This window comes from Bradyrhizobium pachyrhizi (genome assembly GCF_001189245.1).
Taxonomy (GTDB): domain Bacteria; phylum Pseudomonadota; class Alphaproteobacteria; order Rhizobiales; family Xanthobacteraceae; genus Bradyrhizobium; species Bradyrhizobium pachyrhizi.
Map to the genome: position 1 here is coordinate 7,159 of NZ_LFIQ01000064.1, position 18,664 is coordinate 25,822.

An 18,664-nucleotide genomic window follows, 5' to 3' on the forward strand; every position below is an offset into this window, starting at 1 on the left:
GCGATTGCACCAACTTTTGTCGCACTCATCGTGCACCCCTGTTGTGTTTGAAGTCCCCACTCACTGAACGGTCCTAGGAGCGTATCGTGACTGACGCACGACAGTGCTTCCGGGCATCGCAGTTCCGCTTGTGGTCCGCAGGCAACAAGCGGAGCGGCGCAGTGAGATGACAGCCATCATAGAAGCTTGGCGGCGCGCTTCAACGCGGCTGCCGCGGGTTGTGCACCGGTCCGGCGGGGGGCCAGTTATCCGGCCGGGCGCCCTTCAATTGCCCGGCGAACACGCCTATATTCCGGCGTTTCCACGAGAGGTGAGAATGCTCCGACCTGTCCGCTTTGCTGCCGTATCCGCTCTGTGCACGTTGGCCTTCATGGCGAATCTTTCCGCAGCCGCGGCCCAGGACCGCCGCGTGCCGTCCTCGCAGGCCGAGCTGCAATTGTCCTATGCGCCGATCGTGCAGCGGGTGCAGCCGGCGGTGGTCAATGTCTACGCCGCCAAGACCGTGCAGAACCGCAATCCCTTTCTGGACGATCCGATTTTTCGCCGCTTCTTCGGCGTGCCGGGACAGCAGCCCGAGCAGATGCAGCGCTCGCTCGGCTCCGGCGTGATGGTCGACGGCTCCGGCCTCGTGGTCACAAACAATCACGTGATCGAGGGCGCCGACCAGGTGAAGGTCTCGCTCGCCGACAAGCGCGAATACGAGGCCGAGATCGTGCTGAAGGACAGCCGCACCGACCTTGCGGTGCTGCGGCTGAAGAACACCAACAAGGAAAAATTCGCAACGCTCGACTTCGCCAACTCCGACCAGCTTCAGGTCGGTGACGTCGTGCTGGCGATCGGCAATCCATTCGGCGTCGGCCAGACCGTGACCCACGGCATCATTTCGGCCCTGGCGCGCACTCAAGTCGGGATCACGGATTATCAATTCTTCATTCAGACCGACGCGGCGATCAATCCCGGCAATTCTGGCGGCGCGCTGGTCGACATGACCGGCCGGCTCGCCGGCATCAACACCGCGATCTTCTCGCGCTCCGGCGGCTCGCAGGGCATCGGCTTTGCGATTCCCGCCAACATGGTGCGCGTGGTGGTGGCCTCCGCCAAGAGCGGCGGCAAGGCGGTGAAGCGGCCATGGCTCGGCGCGCGGCTGCAGGCGGTGACGCCTGAGATCGCGGAGACGCTGGGACTGAAGCTGCCGAGCGGCGCGCTGGTCGCCAATGTCGCGCCGAACAGCCCGGCGGCGAAGGCCGGGCTCAAGCTCTCCGACCTGATCATCGGGATCGACGGCACGCCGATCGACGATCCCAACGCGTTCGACTACCGCTTCGCGACCCGTCCGCTCGGCGGCAACGCGGAGATCGAGGTGCAGCGCGCCGGCAAGCCGGTGAAGCTTACCGTGCCGCTGGAGACCGCGCCCGATACCAATCGCGACGAGATCGTGCTGACTGCGCGCTCGCCGTTCCAGGGCGCCAGGGTCGCCAATATCTCGCCGGCGCTGGCCGATGAGCTGCATCTCGACGCGGGCGCCGAGGGCGTCGTGGTGACCGAGCTGGCCGATGACGGCACCGCCGCCAATGTCGGCTTCCAGAAGGGCGACATCATCCTCGCGGTCAACAACGAGAAGATTGCGCGGACCAGCGACCTCGAGAAGGCCTCGAAAACGGGGACGCGGGTCTGGCGCATCACGCTGGTGCGCGGCGGCCAGCAGATCAACGTGACGCTCGGCGGATGAGCCCAAAGCGACCGCACGAAGCCAGCAATCTCTTCGCTGCGGCGGGGATGGAGCAGGACGCGCCGCACCCGCTGCCGGACCGGCTGCGTCCGCGCACGCTGGCCGATGTCGTCGGCCAGGATCACATCCTCGGCCCCGACGGCGCGTTGACGCGGATGCTGGAGACGCGCACGCTGGGCTCGCTGGTGTTCTGGGGGCCGCCCGGCACCGGGAAGACCACCGTGGCGCGGCTTCTGGCCGATGCCACCGAGCTGCATTTCGAGCAGATCTCCGCGGTGTTCTCCGGCGTCGCCGATCTCAAGAAGGCGTTCGATGCCGCGCGTACCCGCCGCGAGACCGGCAAGGGCACGCTGCTGTTCGTCGACGAGGTGCACCGTTTCAACCGCGCGCAGCAAGATTCCTTCCTGCCCGTGATGGAGGACGGCACCGTGGTGCTGGTCGGCGCCACCACGGAGAATCCGTCCTTCGAGCTCAACGCGGCGCTTTTGTCGCGCGCCCGCGTGCTGGTGTTTCACTCGCTCGATACGGCGGCAATCGAGAAACTGTTTGCCAATGCCGAGAAGATCGAGGGCAAGCAGCTGCCGCTCGATGCGGAGGCGCGCGCCGTGCTGGTACGGATGGCCGATGGTGACGGCCGCGCCTCGCTGACATTGGCCGAAGAGGTCTGGCGCGCCGCCCGCAAGGGCGAGGTGTTCAACGCCGAGCAGCTGCAGGTCATCCTGCAGCGCCGCGCGCCGATCTACGACAAGTCGGCCGACGGCCATTACAATCTGATCTCGGCGCTGCACAAGTCGGTGCGCGGTTCCGATCCGGACGCGGCGCTGTATTATCTCGCGCGCATGTTCGATGCCGGCGAGGATCCGCTGTTCCTGGCGCGGCGCGTGGTGCGCATGGCGGTCGAGGACATCGGCCTTGCCGATCCGCAGGCGCTGGCGGTCTGCAACGCCGCCAAGGATGCCTACGACTTCCTCGGCTCGCCGGAGGGTGAGCTCGCGATCGCGCAGGCCGTGGTCTATCTCGCCACCGCGCCCAAATCGAACGCGGTCTACACCGCGTTTGGTGCCGCGATGCAGACCGCGAAGCAGGGCGGCTCGCTGCTGCCGCCGAAGCACATTTTGAATTCGCCGACCAAGCTGATGAAGTCGGAGGGGTACGGCTCCGGCTATCAATATGATCACGACGCGCCCGACGCGTTCTCCGGCCAGGACTATTTCCCGGAAGCGCTGGGTCGCCAGACCTTCTACGATCCACCCGACCGCGGCTTCGAGCGCGAGATCCGCAAGCGGCTGGATTACTGGCAGCGGCTGCGCAAGGAACGGGGCGGGAGCTAGAGCAAGAGATTTGGGCGAGCAACACTTGTATAATTTCGGAATATTAGAAGAGTATCCCTGAGTTGCCCGACGTGTCAAGTTGCTTGATGCAACGCCGGCCGCCGCCGGCTGCTTTGCATGGGGTTGTTTTCGATATTTTGGCAGCGCGCGCTGCAACAGCCCATAACTTCGTATTGCTCTGGCGCGTCACTTCACGCTCTTTGCGAATTCCAGGATCTCGTCCGTCAGCCGCGTGTCCGGCGTGTTGATGGCATAGACCTCCGACATGTGGCTGTGCTGCGGCAGCATGAAGCTGCGCGCGCAGCCGCTTGGCCGCTTGCAGCTGGCCTGCTTCATGAGCTCGAACTGCTCGACGAAGCGCGGCGGGTCGAGCTCGGCCGCGGTGATCAGGAACGGGATCGGGCTTCCGACCAGGCCTTGCAGCGAGGAGCGCTCGGCATAGCGCGAGGGGTCGGAGCCGTAATAGGCGAGCTCGGCGTCGCCGGCCGGCGAGGCCGTCAGATCATAGATGCCCGACACCATGATCGCGCCGGCAAGGCCGCCGCCCTTCACCTTGTGAAATTCTGGATGCGAGACATAGCTCGCGACATGGATCGCGCCGGCCGACTGGCCCATCAGGAAGATGCGCCCGGGCTCGCCGCCGCGGGAGGCGATGTTTTCCGCAACCCACTGCACGAGCGCACCCATGTCCTCCGCGCCTGCCGGCCATGGAAAGGCCGGCGCCAAGCGATAGGTGGCATTGACGCCGACGAAGCCGTTCTTCACCGCCCACAGCATGATGTTGTCGTAGAACGGGCTGCCGGGCGCGCGCTTGTTGCCCGCAATGAGGCCGCCGCCATGGATGTAGATCAGCACGGGTCGTGCGGGCGCCGCCGTCTCCGGCGTGAACACGTCGAGCAGATGGCGGTCGGCGGGGCCGTATTTGAGGTCGCGCTCGACCTTGACGCCCTGATAGGGCTCCTTCTGTTGCAGCGGCGCGTAGAGTGCGGCGGTCTTGGGCGGGTCGATGACGCGGCCGAGTTCCAAGAGCTTCCAGGCCAGATCTTCCGGCATCGCGGCTTCGGGCATCGGGCTTTGCTGGGCGAGCGCAGGGTCCGTGAGCATCAGGGCCGCCGCCAAAGCCGATATCGCCAGCCTCATTCCAGGGTCCCCGTCGATTGCCGTATGCGGCCGAACATGGCCGATCTTGCATCGGATTCACACCGATTTCGCCGTGACGATTCGCGGCATTTGCGCTAGGCACAATGCAGGTCTGGAGCCGAAAAATCACCATGAGCCGCCGTATCAAGAGAACCACATCGCCGGGCGACCGCGCCAAAGGGCGCGACAAGGGCCGCGACCGGGACCGCGTCGGCGATCGTGGCAAGGATCGTGGTGAGGATCGTGGCAAGAGCGGATCGGCGCAGCGCGGCCGCAAGCCGGACGATCGCAAGCTCGGTGAGCGCAAGTCTAGTGAGCGTAAGTCCGGTGAGCGTCCGTTCGCGCATCGTGCGGCCGGAAAGCCGCCGCGCTTTGCCGAGCCGCGCCGCGACCGGCAGGAGCGGGCTGAGCCCGTCATGTCGAAGACTGCCGCGGCCGAACAGCCATTGCCGACCAAGGTTCAGACTGTTGTCGTCACCGCCGACGAGAACGGCATGCGCGTCGACCGCTTCCTCGAGGCACGCTTTCCGGGCCTGTCGTTCTCCCACATCCAGCGCATCGTCCGGAAGGGCGAACTCAGGGTCAACGGCAAGCGCGCCGATTCCAAGGACCGGCTCGAGGAGGGCCAGAGCGTCCGGATCCCGCCGTTGCGGCTTGATACGCCGAAGACGGCCGGCACGCTCTCCGAGGCCGAGGCGAAGACACTGCAGGCGCTGAAGGACATGACGCTGTACGAGGACGACGACGTGCTGGTGCTGAACAAGCCGGCCGGTCTCGCCGTGCAGGGCGGCTCCGGCATGACGCGCCATGTCGACCAGATGCTCGAGGTGATGCGCGACGCCAAGGGGCAGAAGCCGCGGCTGGTGCACCGGCTCGACCGCGAGACCTCGGGCTGCCTTCTGGTTGCCAAGACGCGTTTCGCTGCCACGCATCTCACCGGCGCATTCCGCCATCGCTCCGCGCGCAAGATCTACTGGGCGCTGGTCGCCGGTGTACCGAAGCCGAAGCAGGGGCGCATCTCGACCTATCTCGCCAAGGAGGAGAGCGAGGAGGACAGCATCATGCGGATCGCCGAGCATGGTGACGAGGGCGCGAGCCACGCCGTGACATATTATGCCGTGGTCGAGACCTCGGCGACCAAGCTCGCCTGGGTCTCGCTCAAGCCGGTGACCGGCCGCACCCATCAATTGCGCGCCCACATGGCGCATATCGATCACGCCATCGTCGGCGATCCGAAATACTTCAACAAGGAGAACTGGCAGCTGCCCGGCGGCCTGCAGAACCGGCTGCATCTGCTCGCCCGCCGCATCGTGATTCCGCACCCGAGGGGCGGCGTGATCGATGCCACCGCGCCGCTGCCGCCGCACATGCTGCAATCCTGGAATCTGCTCGGGCTCGAGGCCGACCGCTTCGACCCGATCGAGAACGCGCCCGAGGAGTGACGGGCGGGGCGCGGCCTCCAATATCCGTCGCGGACAGCAACAACGATCAAGCGGCTCCGCGCCTTGCGGCTATCTTCGCGCGCCGGCCTTTGCCGGCCTGCAACGGAGACTCTCCATGGTCGGCACCTGGCTGCGCGTCACGCTTTTCCTGATTGGCTCAGCTATCGCCTCGGTGACGGCGCAGGCCGAGACCATCGTGCTCCGCGGCGGCACGCTTTACGCATCGGCCGATGCGGAAGCGCTGCCGGATGCGGTGATCGTGATGACCGACGGCGTCATCAGCGCGGTCGGCAAGTCCGGCGACATCCAGGCGCCGCCGGATGCCCGCGTGATCGATTGCAGCGGCAAGACCATCGTCGCCGGCTTCTGGAACAGCCATGTCCATTTCACGCAGAAAGTCTGGCGCAACGCCGGCGCTGCGCCGCCCGCGGCGCTGACGCAGCACATGCAGGAGATGCTGACGCGCTGGGGTTTTACCACGGTCTGGGATCTCGGCTCCGATCCGAGCGACACGTTGCCGCTGCGCAAGCGCATCGCCGCGGGCGAAGTCGCCGGCCCCAACATCTTGCTCGCAGGCAACATCTTCCCGAAGGGCGGGCACCCCGTCTACATCCCGCGCGAAGTGCAGCTTCCTGAAGTCGCGACGCCGGAGGAGGCCACGCAATGGGCGCGCGATTGGCTCGGCATGGGTGAGGACGGTATCAAGCTGTTCACCGGCGCGTTCATGGGGGACAAGCCCGTCGTCAACATGGACCCTGCAATCGCCAAGGCCGCCGTCGACGTCGCGCATGCGCAGGGCAGACCGGTGTTCGCGCATCCGCAGAACAAGGTCGGTGTCGAGACGGTGATCGAGTCCGGCGTCGATGTGCTCGCGCACACCACACCCGGCGAACCCGGCTACACCGCGGATCAGCTGGCGCGGTTCAAGGCACAGGGGACTGCGCTCGTTCCCACACTGTCGCTATTCACCACCGTGGTGCTCGATCCGAACGTCACCAATCGTCTGGTGGCTTCGACCGTCAACCAGCTCAAGCAATTTTCGGAAAATGGCGGCACGGTGCTGTTCGGCACCGATGTCGGTTTCACCACGCTGTACGACACCACGCAGGAATTTCAGTTGATGCACCGCGTGTTGTCGGGGCGGCAGGTGCTGGCCTCGTTGACGACCAATCCGGCGCGGTTCTTCAAGGCCGCGAAGAAGGGACGGGTGGAGCAGGGCTTCGACGCCGATCTCGTGGTGCTCGACGGCGATCCGCTCGGCGACGTCGGCAATCTTGCGAAGGTGAGCAGCACCATCCGTGCCGGTCACGTGATCTACCAGAAGCCGTGACGAGGGCGGGGAACTCGCATCGCGGGGGCAGTATTGACGCATGGTGCGTTCACTTGAACCGTTGCTGCGGCGTCACGACATATAGGCTATGAAGCGATCCCTGATTGCTGCCGGCATTCTGCTCTGGGCCATGGGCGCGGCGAGCGCGCAAATCCTTGCGCCCGGCCGCTCGACGTGGGATCCGCCGGTCCCCCAACCGCCGCCGCCGCCGCGGATCGAGGTGCCGGCTATCCCCAGGATGGACGCGCCGACGCAGCCGAGCCTGCGTTCGCGGCCGCGCAGCTCGTTCGGCGACCGCGTCAGCCGGTGCCTCGACGAGGCCGCCGCCGCGGGCCTGAACCAGGCCGAGCGTGCCGCCTATTCGCGATCCTGCGCCAACCACCGCGATTAGGGCGGGGCGTGGTCTGCTAGACAAGCCTTGTTGACGCACGGACGGAATTGCCGCCGCGCCGGCGAGCACGTTGTCGAACGGACAAGCGGCATCGACCGGCGGAGGCGCGGCGATCCGGTTCGAGGCCGTCGACCGTGCGAATCTGTCTGGCTATCCAAACGGACCGCTTTGATTTCGTCTCATGATCTTGAGCGTGAGCAGGGCCGCACCGAGCACAAGAAGCAGGACACCGACGACAATCGTGCTTGTCGATTCGAATGTCACACCAACCGCTGTCAGCAAGCAGCCAACAACGATAGCAATAAGCCCACCAAGCTTCTTTACCAACAGAAGCTGTCCGTCGCTTGCGCGCGCCACCATGATCAACCTCACTCTGTAAGTGATGCGGTCATTCCACCGTCGCCGCGGGCCGGTGTTGCTTGGACAAGCGGCGGGCTCACATCCGCACACGACGATCGTACTCTCGCGTGCCAATGATGGAAATCGCTCGTTGCTGCCATGATGACTTCGCTTTTGATTCAATTGCGCCGCGGGCGATTGGGCAACCTTGCTTACCTAGCCGCGCCGAAACGTCGCATGACTCAATCGAGTGTCGTATCGCACAACGGCGCTGCAATTCCGCGACACGCAATGCGTTCAGCGCATTTGTCGTAAAGTGGTCTGCACCAACGCAAGTGTTGCAAAGGCTGTGCAGGTGGATCGTTGACTCCGTGGCTTTTTGGGAGCCTACTTCTGGTTGCCGACTAGAAGACCTGAAGCCATAGGGTCCAAATCCGGAAGGACAGCCAATGTGGCCGCCTTCGATCGCGGAACAAGCGGAGCGGCCCTACATCTCGACCGGGCACTTGCCCGAACCCGAGATGGTGCAGGAGCTCGTGTCTCAAGCGCATCAGCGCTTCAAGTCGAACAGCGAAGGGACCAATTCGCAGGTTTATCCGGCCCTGGCCAGGGTGCCGAGTGAACTGTTCGGCGTCTGCGTGGCCGGTACCAGCGGACGTGTCTACGGCGCGGGCGATATCGAATACGAATTCTCGATCATGAGTGTATCGAAGCCATTCGTATTCGCATTGGTGTGCGAGGCCATCGGCCCTGAAGAGGCTCGTGCAAAACTGGGCGCGAACGCGACCGGGCTGCCGTTCAATTCACTGGCGGCGATCGAGCATGGAGCCGGGCGCACCAACCCCATGGTGAACGCAGGCGCGATCGCGACCACAAGCCTCGTGCCGGGCTCGAGCGCTGACGAGCAATGGCGGTTCATTCATGACGGCTTGTCGCGCTTCGCGGGTCGCAAACTTTCGCTCAACGAGGAAGTCTACGCATCGGCATCCAAGACCAACTTTCGCAATCGAAGCATCGCGCGGTTGCTGGAAAGCTACGACCGGATCTACTGCGACGCCAGGCAGGCGACCGATCTCTACACCCGGCAGTGTTCGCTGAATGTGAGCGCCAGGGATCTGGCCGTGATGGGCGCGACGCTCGCCGATGGTGGCGTGAATCCGGTGACCCGGCAGCGGGTGGTCGATGCGGCCGTGTGCCACTATGCATTGGCCGTCATGGTTACGGCGGGGCTGTATGAAACGTCGGGGGATTGGCTGTATGACATCGGCCTGCCCGGCAAAAGCGGCATTGGTGGAGGCATCGTCGCGGTGTCTCCGGGAAAGGGTGGTTTCGGCACTTTCGGGCCGCCACTGGATGCGGCCGGCAACAGCGTGCGAGGGCAGCTCGCCGCGAAGTTCCTGTCGCAAAGACTGGGCATGGATCTGTTCGTGTCCCAACCGGACGAGTGAACAAGAGGCACTGAAGATCGGTCGAGCTGTGGCCCGATCGATCGCAACGTCGGGCAGGTTGGAGGACGCGATGGCAACGCAAGCAATCTCGATCGGCGACATTCATCAGGAGGAGCGCGCATCATGGGTGCCCATGGTCGCAATTGCGTTCGGTCAGATGATCATGTCGTTCAACGTCGCGTCGTTGCCGGTTGCGATGGGGGGAATGGTGGCCAGCTTCGGCGTGCCGCCGACCACCGTCGCGACCGGAATCGTGGCGTACTCGATGCTTGTCGCCGGGTTCGTGATGCTTGGCGCCAAGCTCGCCCAAAGGTTCGGGGCGGTGCAGGTATTTCGTGCTGCGGTCGTGCTTTTCCTGATAGCGCAGATTGCGATGACGTTCAGCCCCACGGCCTCCGTCATGATTTCCGCTCAGGCGCTTTGCGGCGCCGCGGGCGCGGTGATCGTGCCCTCGCTCGTCGCGCTGATTGCCGAGAATTATGGCGGACGCCAGCAGGCGACGGCCCTTGGCGCGTTGGGCTCGGCGCGGGCTGCCGCCGGCGTGCTGGCATTTGTCGTCGGCGGGTTGCTTGGCACCTATATCGGCTGGCGCCCCGCGTTTGGAATTCTCATCGTTGCCTCGGCGATCGCTTTCGCTCTGAGTTTCCGCCTGCGGCCGGACCGCGGTCGCCCGGATGTCCAGATCGACCTGATCGGCGTCGCTCTTGCCGCGAGCGCGATCATCTTCATCAGCTTCGGATTCAATAATCTGAACAGTTGGGGCGTGATCCTGGCGACCCCTAACGCGCCATTCGAATTGCTGGGCGTCTCGCCGGCACCGGTCCTGATCGTGCTTGGCATTGTGCTCGGGCAGGCATTCCTGATGTGGACTCATCGCCAGCAGGCCGCGGGGAGGACGCCTTTGCTGGCGTTGGAGGTGATCGATTCACCGGAGGAGAGGTGCGCCGTCTACGCGCTGTTCGCGGTCGTGGCGCTCGAGGCAGCGCTGAACTTCACGGTCCCGCTCTACATCCAGATTGTGCAGGGACGTTCGCCAATTGCGACGGCGATCGCGATGATGCCCTTCAATCTGACCGTTTTTCTCTCGGCGATGATGATCGTCAATCTCTACGACAAACTGACGCCCCGCCGGATCGGACGCTTCGGCTTTGGCCTCTGCACTGTCGCGTTGCTGTGGCTCGCGTTCGTCGTGCGCAACGACTGGAGCGAGATTCCCGTTCTCGTTGGACTGGTGCTGTTCGGTATCGGCCAGGGCTCGCTGGTGACATTGCTGTTCAACGTTCTGGTCACGGCCTCACCCAAGGCGTTGGCCGGGGACGTCGGATCGTTGCGCGGAACCACACAGAATCTGGCGGCTGCAGTCGGTACCGCGGTCGCCGGAGCTCTTCTGGTCGGTCTTCTGAGCACGATCGCGCTCGGCAGGATTGCGGCCAGTCCGGTGCTGACCAAGGAGCTTCAGAGCCAGGTTGATCTCGGCAACATCACCTTCGTCAGCAATGACCGGCTGCGCAGCGTGCTCGAAGGCACCAGCGGTACGCCGCAGCAGGTCGAGGAAGCCGTCCGGGTCAATACCGAAGCGCGCCTGCGCGCTTTGAAGATCGGATTGCTGATCATGGCCGGCCTCGCACTGCTTGCGATCATTCCCGCAGGACGGCTGCCGAATTATCGGCCAGGCGAAATACCGGACGACGGAGCGACCGGCGAGGGCCAGCGATCGGCCTGATCGTATGTTGGCCGCCGCCGGGCAAGAAGGTCTCTGCAATAACGAGGTGCCAGATATGGATGAACTCGATCGTCGGATCGTGCTCCGGAGAATGCTCGGCGGCGTCGCAGCCGTTGGTCTCGGAACCGGCTTGCTGACGCAGGCGGCCAAGGCGCTGCCACTCGTCCCCGAAGATGCCCTCGTCACGAAGACGGATGATCCGGAGCGGCCGCTTCATATGGCCGTCGCCCGACCACCACCGCGCCCGCGTCCTCCGCCACCGCGCCGCCGCCGGCATCGCCGGCGCCGCTGGGTCTGTTGGTGGCACAGAGGTCGCCGCCGTTGTGGATGGCGCTGGTGAGAGCAGGCACAAGCTCCGGCAGTTCGAGTGGCCCGGTTGCCGCGGCCGTCCATGGCTGCCTGGGATCAAGGAGGACGACATGGCTACCTATGAGAACAGTTCCACGATGCTCCGCGGCCTGCCTGGCCCGCCTTTATGGGTCTGCGTTCTGCTGGGCCTCGTCATGATCGCCGCGGGCCTTCTGGTCCTGGGAGATGTCGTGCTTTTCACCGTGATCAGCGCCATCTTTATCGGCTGGACGGCCATCGTTGCCGGCGGGTTCGAAATCCTGCACGCCTTCTGGACCAAGGGCTGGGGCGGGTTCGTGTGGCAGCTTCTGCTGGGGGTGCTCTACCTTGCCTGCGGAATCGTTCTGCTCAGCCAACCGGTGACGAGCGCGCTGCTCCTGACCTATGCCCTCGGTCTCATGCTTTTAGTCTCCGGGATTGTGCGCATGCTGATCGGCATCGGCCATTGGCAGCAGTCCGGCTGGATCATGCTGGCATCCGGGCTGTTTGGCGTTCTGGCCGGCCTCGTCATTCTGACGGGATTTCCGGCAACCGGGCTGTGGGTGCTCGGGCTGCTGCTGGGGATCGATCTGCTGTCTCATGGCATCGGATGGCTGAGCTATGCTTTGCAGCCTGCCGCCAGAGCGGCTCAATAGGCCATCGATTGTCAGGGAGCGGCAGAACTCTCATTAATCGTCTGAAATCAAGTCGGCTCCACGCGAGATCAGTGACGGTCTCGCGCGATGCGCCATCGGGGGAGAGTGGACATGTCAGGTTTGCGGAAGGGCGTCAGAGTTTCGGCGCTGGTTGCGTCGATTGTGATGAGCCTCGTCGCCTTGCTGCCGGCGCAAGCCCAGCAGGATGGCGGCGTGCTGTTCCAGAACGTGCGAATTTTCGATGGCAGGAATGGCGCGCTGTCCGGGCCGTCCAATGTGCTGATCCGGAACAACAAGATCGAGAAGATTTCGACTGCGGCGATCGCGGCCGAGGCTCAGCTGATTGCCGGCGACGGACGGGTGCTGATGCCCGGGCTGATCGACGCGCACTGGCATGCATTGCTGGTACGCCCGACGCCGGCGGCCGTGATGGCGAGCGACGTTGGTTACACCAATCTTCTTGCGGCCGCCGAGGCAACGGCCACGCTCATGCGCGGCTTCACCACCATTCGCGACATGGGCGGGCCGGCCTTTTCCCTCAAGCGCGCGATCGACGAAGGTCTCGTCGCCGGTCCCCGCATCTACCCATCCGGTGCCATGATCACCATCACCGGCGGCCATGGCGACTTCCGGCAGCTGTCCGATCTGCCCAGAACGATCGGCGGCATGCTCAGCCGCATGGAGAGGATAGGCGGCGCCATGGTCGCGGACAGCCCGGACGAAGTTCGCGTGCGCGTGCGCGAGCAGCTCATGCAAGGGGCTACACAGGTCAAGCTCACGGCGGGCGGCGGCGTGGCGTCGCCGTTCAGTCCGCTCGATGTGTCCACGTTCACTGAACCGGAGTTGCGTGCCGCGGTAGATGCTGCCGAGAACTGGGGTACCTATGTCGCCGTACACGCCTACACGCCGGTCGCGATCCAGCGATCGATCGCAGCGGGAGTCAAATGCATCGAGCATGGTCATTTGATGGACGACGCGTCGGCCCGCCTGATGGCCGAGAAGGGGATTTGGCTGAGCACCCAGCCCTTCCTCGATCTGTCGGGCGCGAGTGCTCTTGGACCTGCGGAGCAGGACAAGATGCGGCAGGTCGTTGCCGGCACCGACAGGGTCTACGGCTTTGCCAAGAAGTACAAGTTGAAGACGGCCTTCGGTACCGACGTCTTGTTCTCGAAAGCGCTCGCTGACCGGCAAGGCGCCATGCTGACAGCCCTCACGCGATGGTACACGCCGGCTGAAGCGCTCATCATGGCGACATCGACGAATGCCGAATTGCTCGCTTTGTCCGGGCTTCGCAATCCATATTCGGGCAAGCTGGGCGTGGTGGAGGAAGGTGCGCTCGCCGACCTTCTGCTGGTCGAAGGCAATCCGATCGACAACATCAAGCTGATCGAAGATCCGGCGAAGAACTTCCTGGTCATCATGAAAGATGGGAAGGTTTACAAGAATCTTCTTGGTGGTGACCGGAACAGGTAGGCGGACATGATCACAAGGCGGGCCAAGCGGCAGCGTTAAAGCCGATATGGCTGCCGACCTTGGCCGGTGGAGCAGCGGTCGCCGGAACGGCAAGGGCAGTCTCCTACCGCCGAAACTGCGTCAGAAACATCCGCAAGGAATCGTGCGGGCTCTCGACATCCGAAATCACCCAGCCGTCGGGACCGTTGACGACGATGAAGTTGAGCGTGACGGCGCGGCCTTCATTGTCGAATGTCACCGTTACGTCGGTCCTGTCGAACTGCCGGCGCGGGATTGCGATCGAGATCGGGCCGAGCCGCCAGGTCGGGCTCTGCACCAGAAAATCGTAGGGCGCATCGTGCAGCGCGGTCCAGGCACCGCGCAGGGTGGGATCGAAGAATCGGCGAGCGGTTTCCTCGTCACGCGGCAGGCCGTTGGAATATTCGGCGCTGCCTCGCCCATAATAGGCGTAGACGTTGCGGATCAGGGATTCCGGCGAACGGAACCCGGCACAGGCCGTGGCGGCGGCGAAAACCGCCGCAACCAGCGAAAAACCCGCAAGGAATTTGCCGCGTCCCATCAGCTTTATTTGCCGTTGCCCCTGACATATCTTGCAGGGAAATCCCTTTGAACGAAAGCTACCCGGCGCGATGCGCGACCTTTTCGACGATGTCCCAGAACAATCTCCGTTCGATCCGCAGGAGGCGGTGCGGCGCCACATTCGCACGCCCCAGCGCAAGCGGTTCTACACCAGCGCCGGCGTCGCCGAGGCCGACGGCGAATTTTCGATCACGCTCGACGGCAAGCCGATCCGCTCTCCGTCCGGCAAGCCGATCGCGGTGCCCACGCGGCCCATTGCGGACGCGGTGGCGGCGGAATGGAATGCGCAGGGCGAGACCATCGATCCCATGACCATGCCGCTGACGCGCCTTGCCAACAGCGTGATCGAGGGGGTGATTGATCGCGTCGACGAGGTCGCCGACGATGCGGCCAAGTTCCTCGGCAGCGACCTCTTGTTCTACCGCGCCGGCCATCCAGAGACGCTGGTGGCGCGCGAGGCCCAGCACTGGGATCCGATCCTGTTCTGGGCCGCCGACGCGCTCGGCGCCCATTTCGTGATGGCCGAGGGGGTGATGCATGTCGGCCAGCCCGAGCCTGCGATCAAGGCGGCGCGGGCGGCGTTCCCGACTGACCCATGGTCGGTCGCGGCACTCCATGTGGTGACGACGCTGACCGGCTCGGCGCTGCTGGCGCTGGCGCTGGCGCACGGTATCCGCGACGAGGACCAGGTCTGGGCCGCGGCCCATGTCGACGAGGACTGGAACATCGAGAAATGGGGCGTCGACGAGGAAGTCGCCGCCCGCCGCGCCGCCCGCCAGCTCGATTTCAAGGCCGCCGCCGGCGTGCTCAGGGAGGTGGCGCCGGCGGCCGGTTAACGAGGGGTTTACGGCGCCGGGCTAGCCTGCGGCTCGTTCCTCGCGCCTGGCCGAGACCTCCGACATGGCAATCGCCATCAATCCCGTGCTGCCAGTGCTCGCCTCGAAGGAGGCGGACAGCGTTGCGCCGGACCTCACGCTGGAGGCCGGCAGCGTCGTCAATGCGCAGGTGCTGAAGGTGCTGTCCGCCGATCTGGTGCGGATCGCCATCGCGAGCCTGTCGATCGACGTCCAGACCGAAGTGCCGCTGCAGCAGGGCCAGAACCTGCAGCTTGCGGTGTCGCAGACCAATGACGGCATCCGCCTGCAGCTGGTCGGGCCGGGCCCGGACACCGGCGACGCCGTACGGCTGTCGCCGGCAGCGGCCAACGCTGCCGCTGCCGCCCAGCCGATCGCCACGGCACCGAAGCCTGTATTGACGCCGCTGGAGCGCGTCACCATCACCGCGGCGGCGCAGACTGCGGCGGCAGTGCAGGGCAGCCAGGCGCCGCTGTTCGCCAATCTTGCCGCGGTCGCTCCCACCAATCTGCCGCCGAAGCTGCAGGCCGCGATCGCGCAGGTGCTGGCGCAGCAGACCGGCCTCGACGAGAATTTGAGCGGCGATGCGGTCAAGGCCGGCTTGCAGAAGTCCGGCCTGCTGTTCGAGGCGATGCTGGCGGCGGGCATTACGCCCGCGAGCGGCAGCGCGCCCGATCTGAAGGCCGCACTGATCGTGCTGCGCCAGGCGCTGACCTCGCTCAGCGCCGGTGATGCCGGCAGGCCGCCGTCCACCACATCGCTCCAGCAACCGGCGCTGGCCAGCGCCGCGACGGCGCCGAGCCTCGTGCCATCAGGCACGCAAGACCTCGACGTTCAGGAGATCCTGCTGCCGCAGGCCCGCCTGCCGGTCGCCGAGGATGTCAGCCGCGGCGCCACAGGGCTCGCAGGCGCGCTCGCGGATGCGCTCGATGCCGGCCCGTCCTCCGGCGGCGCGATCAATCTCATTCAGGAAGCGCTGCACGAAGTCGGCAACCCCGCGCGGCAGGGCGCCGCGCCGAGGGAGATGCTGCCAAGCGAGGTGCCGGTACGCGGCAATACGCCGCCGCCGCCATTTCACGGCGCGTTGCCGTCGGCCCAGGCCGTCGCGGAGGCGTCGATCGCCCCAAACACGCCGCTCGCGACGGCCGCGCATCGCCTGCTGGAAAACACCGACGCCGCCCTGGCGCGGCAGACGCTGCTGCAGGTCGCCTCGCTGCCGGACCGCGGCGACGCGTCGCGCCCGCAGCTCGACGCCATGGTGCCGCGCTGGAATTTCGAGATTCCGTTCCTGACCCAGCAGGGCACGGCGATGGCGCAGTTCGAGATTTCCCGCGATGGCGGCGGCAGCGCGGTCGAAGCCGCCAAGCGGGTGTGGCGCGCGCGCTTCACGCTCGATGTCGAGCCCGCCGGGCCGGTGCACGCGCTGGTCTCGCTGAACGGCGAGCGCACTTCGGTGCGGATGTGGGCCGAGCGGCCCTCGACCGCCGCGCAACTGCGCGCCGGCGCCTCCGAGCTGAGCCAGGCGCTGACCAGGGCCGAGCTCACGCCCGGCGATATCGAGATCCGCGACGGCAGCCCGCCGCAACCTGCGCCCGCGCGCGCCGGCCATTTCCTGGACCGCGCATCATGAGCGAGGCCAACAACCAGCTCGCGATCGCGCTGCATTACGACCACGCCGGCGCGCCGCGCGTGGTGGCGAGAGGCAAGGGCGCGATCGGCGCCAAGATCATCGAGGTCGCCAAGGCCAACGACATCCCGATCGAGGAGAACGAGGTCTTGGCCGGCGCGCTCTCCAATGTCGAGCTCGGCGACGAGATTCCGGCCGAGCTCTACAAGGCCGTCGCCGAGGTGCTGGTGTTCGTCCTGCGAATGTCGGGCCGGGCGCGGTAGCGATCGCGTTTTCGAGCGAAGCGGGCACCGGTTCGCGTGAAGAAAACGCGACAAACAAGTGAGTCTTCTTGCCATCCTTTTACCACGATGGCATCCACCATCGTCGTCAACGCGAACCTGCCCAGGACTTGTCGTGATCCATCGCCGTCATGCGCTCGGTCTGCTTGCTGCCGCCGCGATCCTGCCGTCGCGCAGCTTCGCCAACGTGTCCTATCAGCGCAGCGAGTTTCGCGAGGAGCTGCAAAAGCGCTTCTTCGAGCTCGGTACCGAGGGCACCTTCGTCGGCTACAAGGTCGAGGACTATCTGATCATCGCCAGCGACAAGGTCCGCTCGGGCGAGGGCAAATTGCCGGCCTCGACCTTCAAGATTCCGAACGCGCTGATCGCGCTCGAGACCGGCGTGGTGCAGGATCCCGACAAGGACGTCTTCAAGTGGGACGGGACGACCCGCAGCATCGAAGCCTGGAACAAGGATCACACGCTGCGCTCCGCGCTCGCGGTGTCGGCCTTTCCGGTGTTCCAGGAGATCGCCCGCCGCATCGGCGAGGAGCGGATGAAGAAATATCTCGACATCATCGACTACGGCAACCGCGACATCGGCGGCGGCATCGACCAGTTCTGGGTGACCGGCAATTTGCGGATCGATCCGGTGCAGCAGATCGATTTCCTCGACCGGCTGCGCCGCGGCGTGCTGCCGGTCGGCAAGCGCAGCCAGCAGCTGGTGTGCGACATTCTCCCGGTGACGAAGGTCGGCGCCGCCGTCATTCGCGCCAAGACCGGCTTGACCGACAAGGAGCACGGCTCGCTCGGCTGGCTGGTCGGCTGGGCCGAGAAGGGCACCGACATCACCGTGTTCGCGATGAACATGGACTGCAAGACGCAGGCGCAGATCGATGCGCGGATGAGCGTCTCGCAGCAATGCCTCACCGATATCGTCGCGCTGTGACGAGCTGACCTGCGCGCACCGCGGCTGGTCGACGCTGTGCGGCTCGACTAGCATCCTCCGATAAATCAAAGCGGAGGAATCATGCATTCAGCAACAGTCTGGCTCTCGTCGCTCACGCTGGCTGCGGCCGGCGGCTGGCTCGCAGCAACCGTGTTTTCGGTGCCGGCCACCAGCAAGGAGCCGCGCTTCCCGCAGCTCACGATGGAGCAGCTCAGCGACCTGCAAAAACCGCTCGGCGAGCAGATCATGAAGGTCTCGAGCGTCGGCATCGGCGGTCCCTACAATCCGATGATCCGGAGCCCGGTGCTCGGCCAACGCCTCTACGATCTGTTCTACTATTTGCGCTGGCAGACCTCGGTGCCGACCAGGCTGAACGAGTTCGCGATCCTGATCATCGGCCGGCAGTGGCGCTCGCAGGTCGAGTGGTTCGCGCACGCGCCGCTCGCCGCCAAGGCCGGTCTGCCGCCCGACGTCATCGCCGAGCTGAAGGCCGGCAACCGCCCATCGAAGATGGCCGACGACGAGGCGGTGGTGTACGACTTCGTCACCGAACTGACCACGACCAAGAAGGTCTCCGACGAGACCTATGCGCGTGCCAGGAAGATTTTCAACGATCAGCAGATCGTCGACCTCACCGCGGTCGCCGGCAATTACGTGATGGTGGCGATGATCCTGGCGATGGCTGAGGAGACAGTGCCGCCGGGCAAGGAGGAGCCGTTCAAGGTGGGTGAGAAGTAGGGCGCCGCTGCTGGCTAGCGCGCGATGGTTTGGACTCAATCGGTTTGGTCGCGGGTTCGGTTCGCCTCTCCCAAGGGAGCGGTGAAGTACCGCCGCCGCCCCAGTTCGATCTCATCATGCCTCAGCGCCCGATCGCCCGCTGCAAGGTCGGCATCAGTTTCGGGTCGCGGCATTGCGCGACGTTGAAGCGCATGAAGGCGGCGGCCGTCTGCGAGGCGCTGAACACATTCCCCGGCGCCAGCACGACATTGTCCGCGAGCGCCAGCCGCGCCACGTCGGCCGAGTCGCACCCGTCGGGCAGATGGCACCACAGATAGAAGCCGCCGCG

General features: G+C 65.2%; 18 protein-coding genes and 1 pseudogene. 14 read left to right on the forward strand and 5 right to left on the reverse strand.

Annotated features, from left to right (window positions below):
• Positions 1-370: 370 nt before the first annotated feature.
• Positions 371-1,729 carry a DegQ family serine endoprotease gene (locus AKL29_RS13195; RefSeq protein WP_152977574.1) on the forward strand — a complete coding sequence of 453 codons (1,359 nt, stop codon included), beginning with the start codon at positions 371-373 and terminating at the stop codon, positions 1,727-1,729.
• Positions 1,726-3,060, forward strand: a complete 1,335-nt coding sequence (locus AKL29_RS13200; protein ID WP_050384491.1) for a replication-associated recombination protein A — start codon at positions 1,726-1,728, stop codon at positions 3,058-3,060. The genes AKL29_RS13195 and AKL29_RS13200 overlap by 4 nt, the downstream gene beginning before the upstream one ends.
• A gap of 186 nt (positions 3,061-3,246) precedes the next feature.
• On the opposite strand, the gene AKL29_RS13205 is transcribed toward AKL29_RS13200, so the two are convergent.
• Positions 3,247-4,164 (reverse strand): alpha/beta hydrolase, encoded by a 918-nt coding sequence (locus AKL29_RS13205; protein ID WP_244481994.1) that lies wholly within the window; start codon positions 4,162-4,164, stop codon positions 3,247-3,249.
• A gap of 167 nt (positions 4,165-4,331) precedes the next feature.
• On the opposite strand from AKL29_RS13205, the gene AKL29_RS13210 reads away from it, so the two are divergent.
• From AKL29_RS13210 to AKL29_RS13220, 3 genes are all read left to right on the forward strand, one after another.
• Positions 4,332-5,642, forward strand: coding sequence for an RluA family pseudouridine synthase (locus AKL29_RS13210; RefSeq protein WP_050384508.1), 1,311 nt, complete (start codon positions 4,332-4,334; stop codon positions 5,640-5,642).
• 115 nt (positions 5,643-5,757) lie between these two features.
• Positions 5,758-6,972, forward strand: a complete 1,215-nt coding sequence (locus tag AKL29_RS13215; protein WP_050384493.1) for an amidohydrolase family protein — start codon at positions 5,758-5,760, stop codon at positions 6,970-6,972.
• Between the two features lie 88 nt (positions 6,973-7,060).
• Complete coding sequence (locus AKL29_RS13220; protein ID WP_028335478.1) at positions 7,061-7,363, forward strand: hypothetical protein; 303 nt, start codon at positions 7,061-7,063, stop codon at positions 7,361-7,363.
• A gap of 150 nt (positions 7,364-7,513) precedes the next feature.
• On the opposite strand, the gene AKL29_RS13225 is transcribed toward AKL29_RS13220, so the two are convergent.
• Positions 7,514-7,723 carry a hypothetical protein gene (locus AKL29_RS13225; protein ID WP_028335479.1) on the reverse strand — a complete coding sequence of 70 codons (210 nt, stop codon included), beginning with the start codon at positions 7,721-7,723 and terminating at the stop codon, positions 7,514-7,516.
• Positions 7,724-8,151: 428 nt separating this feature from the next.
• Between AKL29_RS13225 and glsA the strand changes: the two genes are divergently transcribed.
• Both glsA and AKL29_RS13235 read left to right on the forward strand, forming a co-directional pair.
• Entirely contained in the window at positions 8,152-9,150 is a 999-nt protein-coding gene (glsA, locus tag AKL29_RS13230; RefSeq protein ID WP_050384494.1) for a glutaminase A, read from the forward strand.
• 133 nt (positions 9,151-9,283) lie between these two features.
• Entirely contained in the window at positions 9,284-10,873 is a 1,590-nt protein-coding gene (locus tag AKL29_RS13235) for an MFS transporter (protein WP_050384509.1), read from the forward strand.
• Between the two features lie 182 nt (positions 10,874-11,055).
• Here AKL29_RS13235 and AKL29_RS42810 read toward each other — a convergent pair whose 3' ends face one another.
• The gene (locus tag AKL29_RS42810) at positions 11,056-11,223 is read right to left on the reverse strand and encodes a hypothetical protein (RefSeq protein ID WP_160321747.1); all 168 of its coding nucleotides are present in this window, start codon (positions 11,221-11,223) and stop codon (positions 11,056-11,058) included.
• Positions 11,224-11,292: 69 nt separating this feature from the next.
• Between AKL29_RS42810 and AKL29_RS13240 the strand changes: the two genes are divergently transcribed.
• Together AKL29_RS13240 and AKL29_RS13245 are read left to right on the forward strand one after the other, a co-directional pair.
• A complete protein-coding gene (locus AKL29_RS13240) occupies positions 11,293-11,856 on the forward strand; it encodes an HdeD family acid-resistance protein (RefSeq protein ID WP_050384510.1) in 564 nt (187 codons plus the stop codon).
• A 165-nt stretch (positions 11,857-12,021) separates the two neighbouring features.
• Positions 12,022-13,329, forward strand: coding sequence for a metal-dependent hydrolase family protein (locus AKL29_RS13245; RefSeq protein ID WP_244482002.1), 1,308 nt, complete (start codon positions 12,022-12,024; stop codon positions 13,327-13,329).
• Between the two features lie 103 nt (positions 13,330-13,432).
• On the opposite strand, the gene AKL29_RS13250 is transcribed toward AKL29_RS13245, so the two are convergent.
• The gene (locus tag AKL29_RS13250) at positions 13,433-13,888 is read right to left on the reverse strand and encodes a hypothetical protein (protein WP_038377669.1); all 456 of its coding nucleotides are present in this window, start codon (positions 13,886-13,888) and stop codon (positions 13,433-13,435) included.
• Positions 13,889-13,958: 70 nt separating this feature from the next.
• Between AKL29_RS13250 and AKL29_RS13255 the strand changes: the two genes are divergently transcribed.
• From AKL29_RS13255 to AKL29_RS13275, 5 genes are all read left to right on the forward strand, one after another.
• Positions 13,959-14,744, forward strand: a complete 786-nt coding sequence (locus AKL29_RS13255) for an ATP12 family chaperone protein (protein WP_050384496.1) — start codon at positions 13,959-13,961, stop codon at positions 14,742-14,744.
• Positions 14,745-14,808: 64 nt separating this feature from the next.
• Positions 14,809-16,392, forward strand: a complete 1,584-nt coding sequence (locus tag AKL29_RS13260) for a flagellar hook-length control protein FliK (RefSeq protein WP_050384497.1) — start codon at positions 14,809-14,811, stop codon at positions 16,390-16,392.
• Positions 16,389-16,652 (forward strand): EscU/YscU/HrcU family type III secretion system export apparatus switch protein, encoded by a 264-nt coding sequence (locus AKL29_RS13265; protein WP_050384498.1) that lies wholly within the window; start codon positions 16,389-16,391, stop codon positions 16,650-16,652. The genes AKL29_RS13260 and AKL29_RS13265 overlap by 4 nt, the downstream gene beginning before the upstream one ends.
• 133 nt (positions 16,653-16,785) lie before the next feature.
• Positions 16,786-17,598 carry a class D beta-lactamase gene (gene blaOXA, locus AKL29_RS13270; RefSeq protein ID WP_050384499.1) on the forward strand — a complete coding sequence of 271 codons (813 nt, stop codon included), beginning with the start codon at positions 16,786-16,788 and terminating at the stop codon, positions 17,596-17,598.
• A gap of 81 nt (positions 17,599-17,679) precedes the next feature.
• Positions 17,680-18,336 carry a carboxymuconolactone decarboxylase family protein gene (locus AKL29_RS13275; RefSeq protein WP_050384500.1) on the forward strand — a complete coding sequence of 219 codons (657 nt, stop codon included), beginning with the start codon at positions 17,680-17,682 and terminating at the stop codon, positions 18,334-18,336.
• 121 nt (positions 18,337-18,457) lie between these two features.
• Here AKL29_RS13275 and AKL29_RS44745 read toward each other — a convergent pair.
• Positions 18,458-18,664: pseudogene (locus AKL29_RS44745) on the reverse strand (PLP-dependent aminotransferase family protein); the annotation flags it as partial.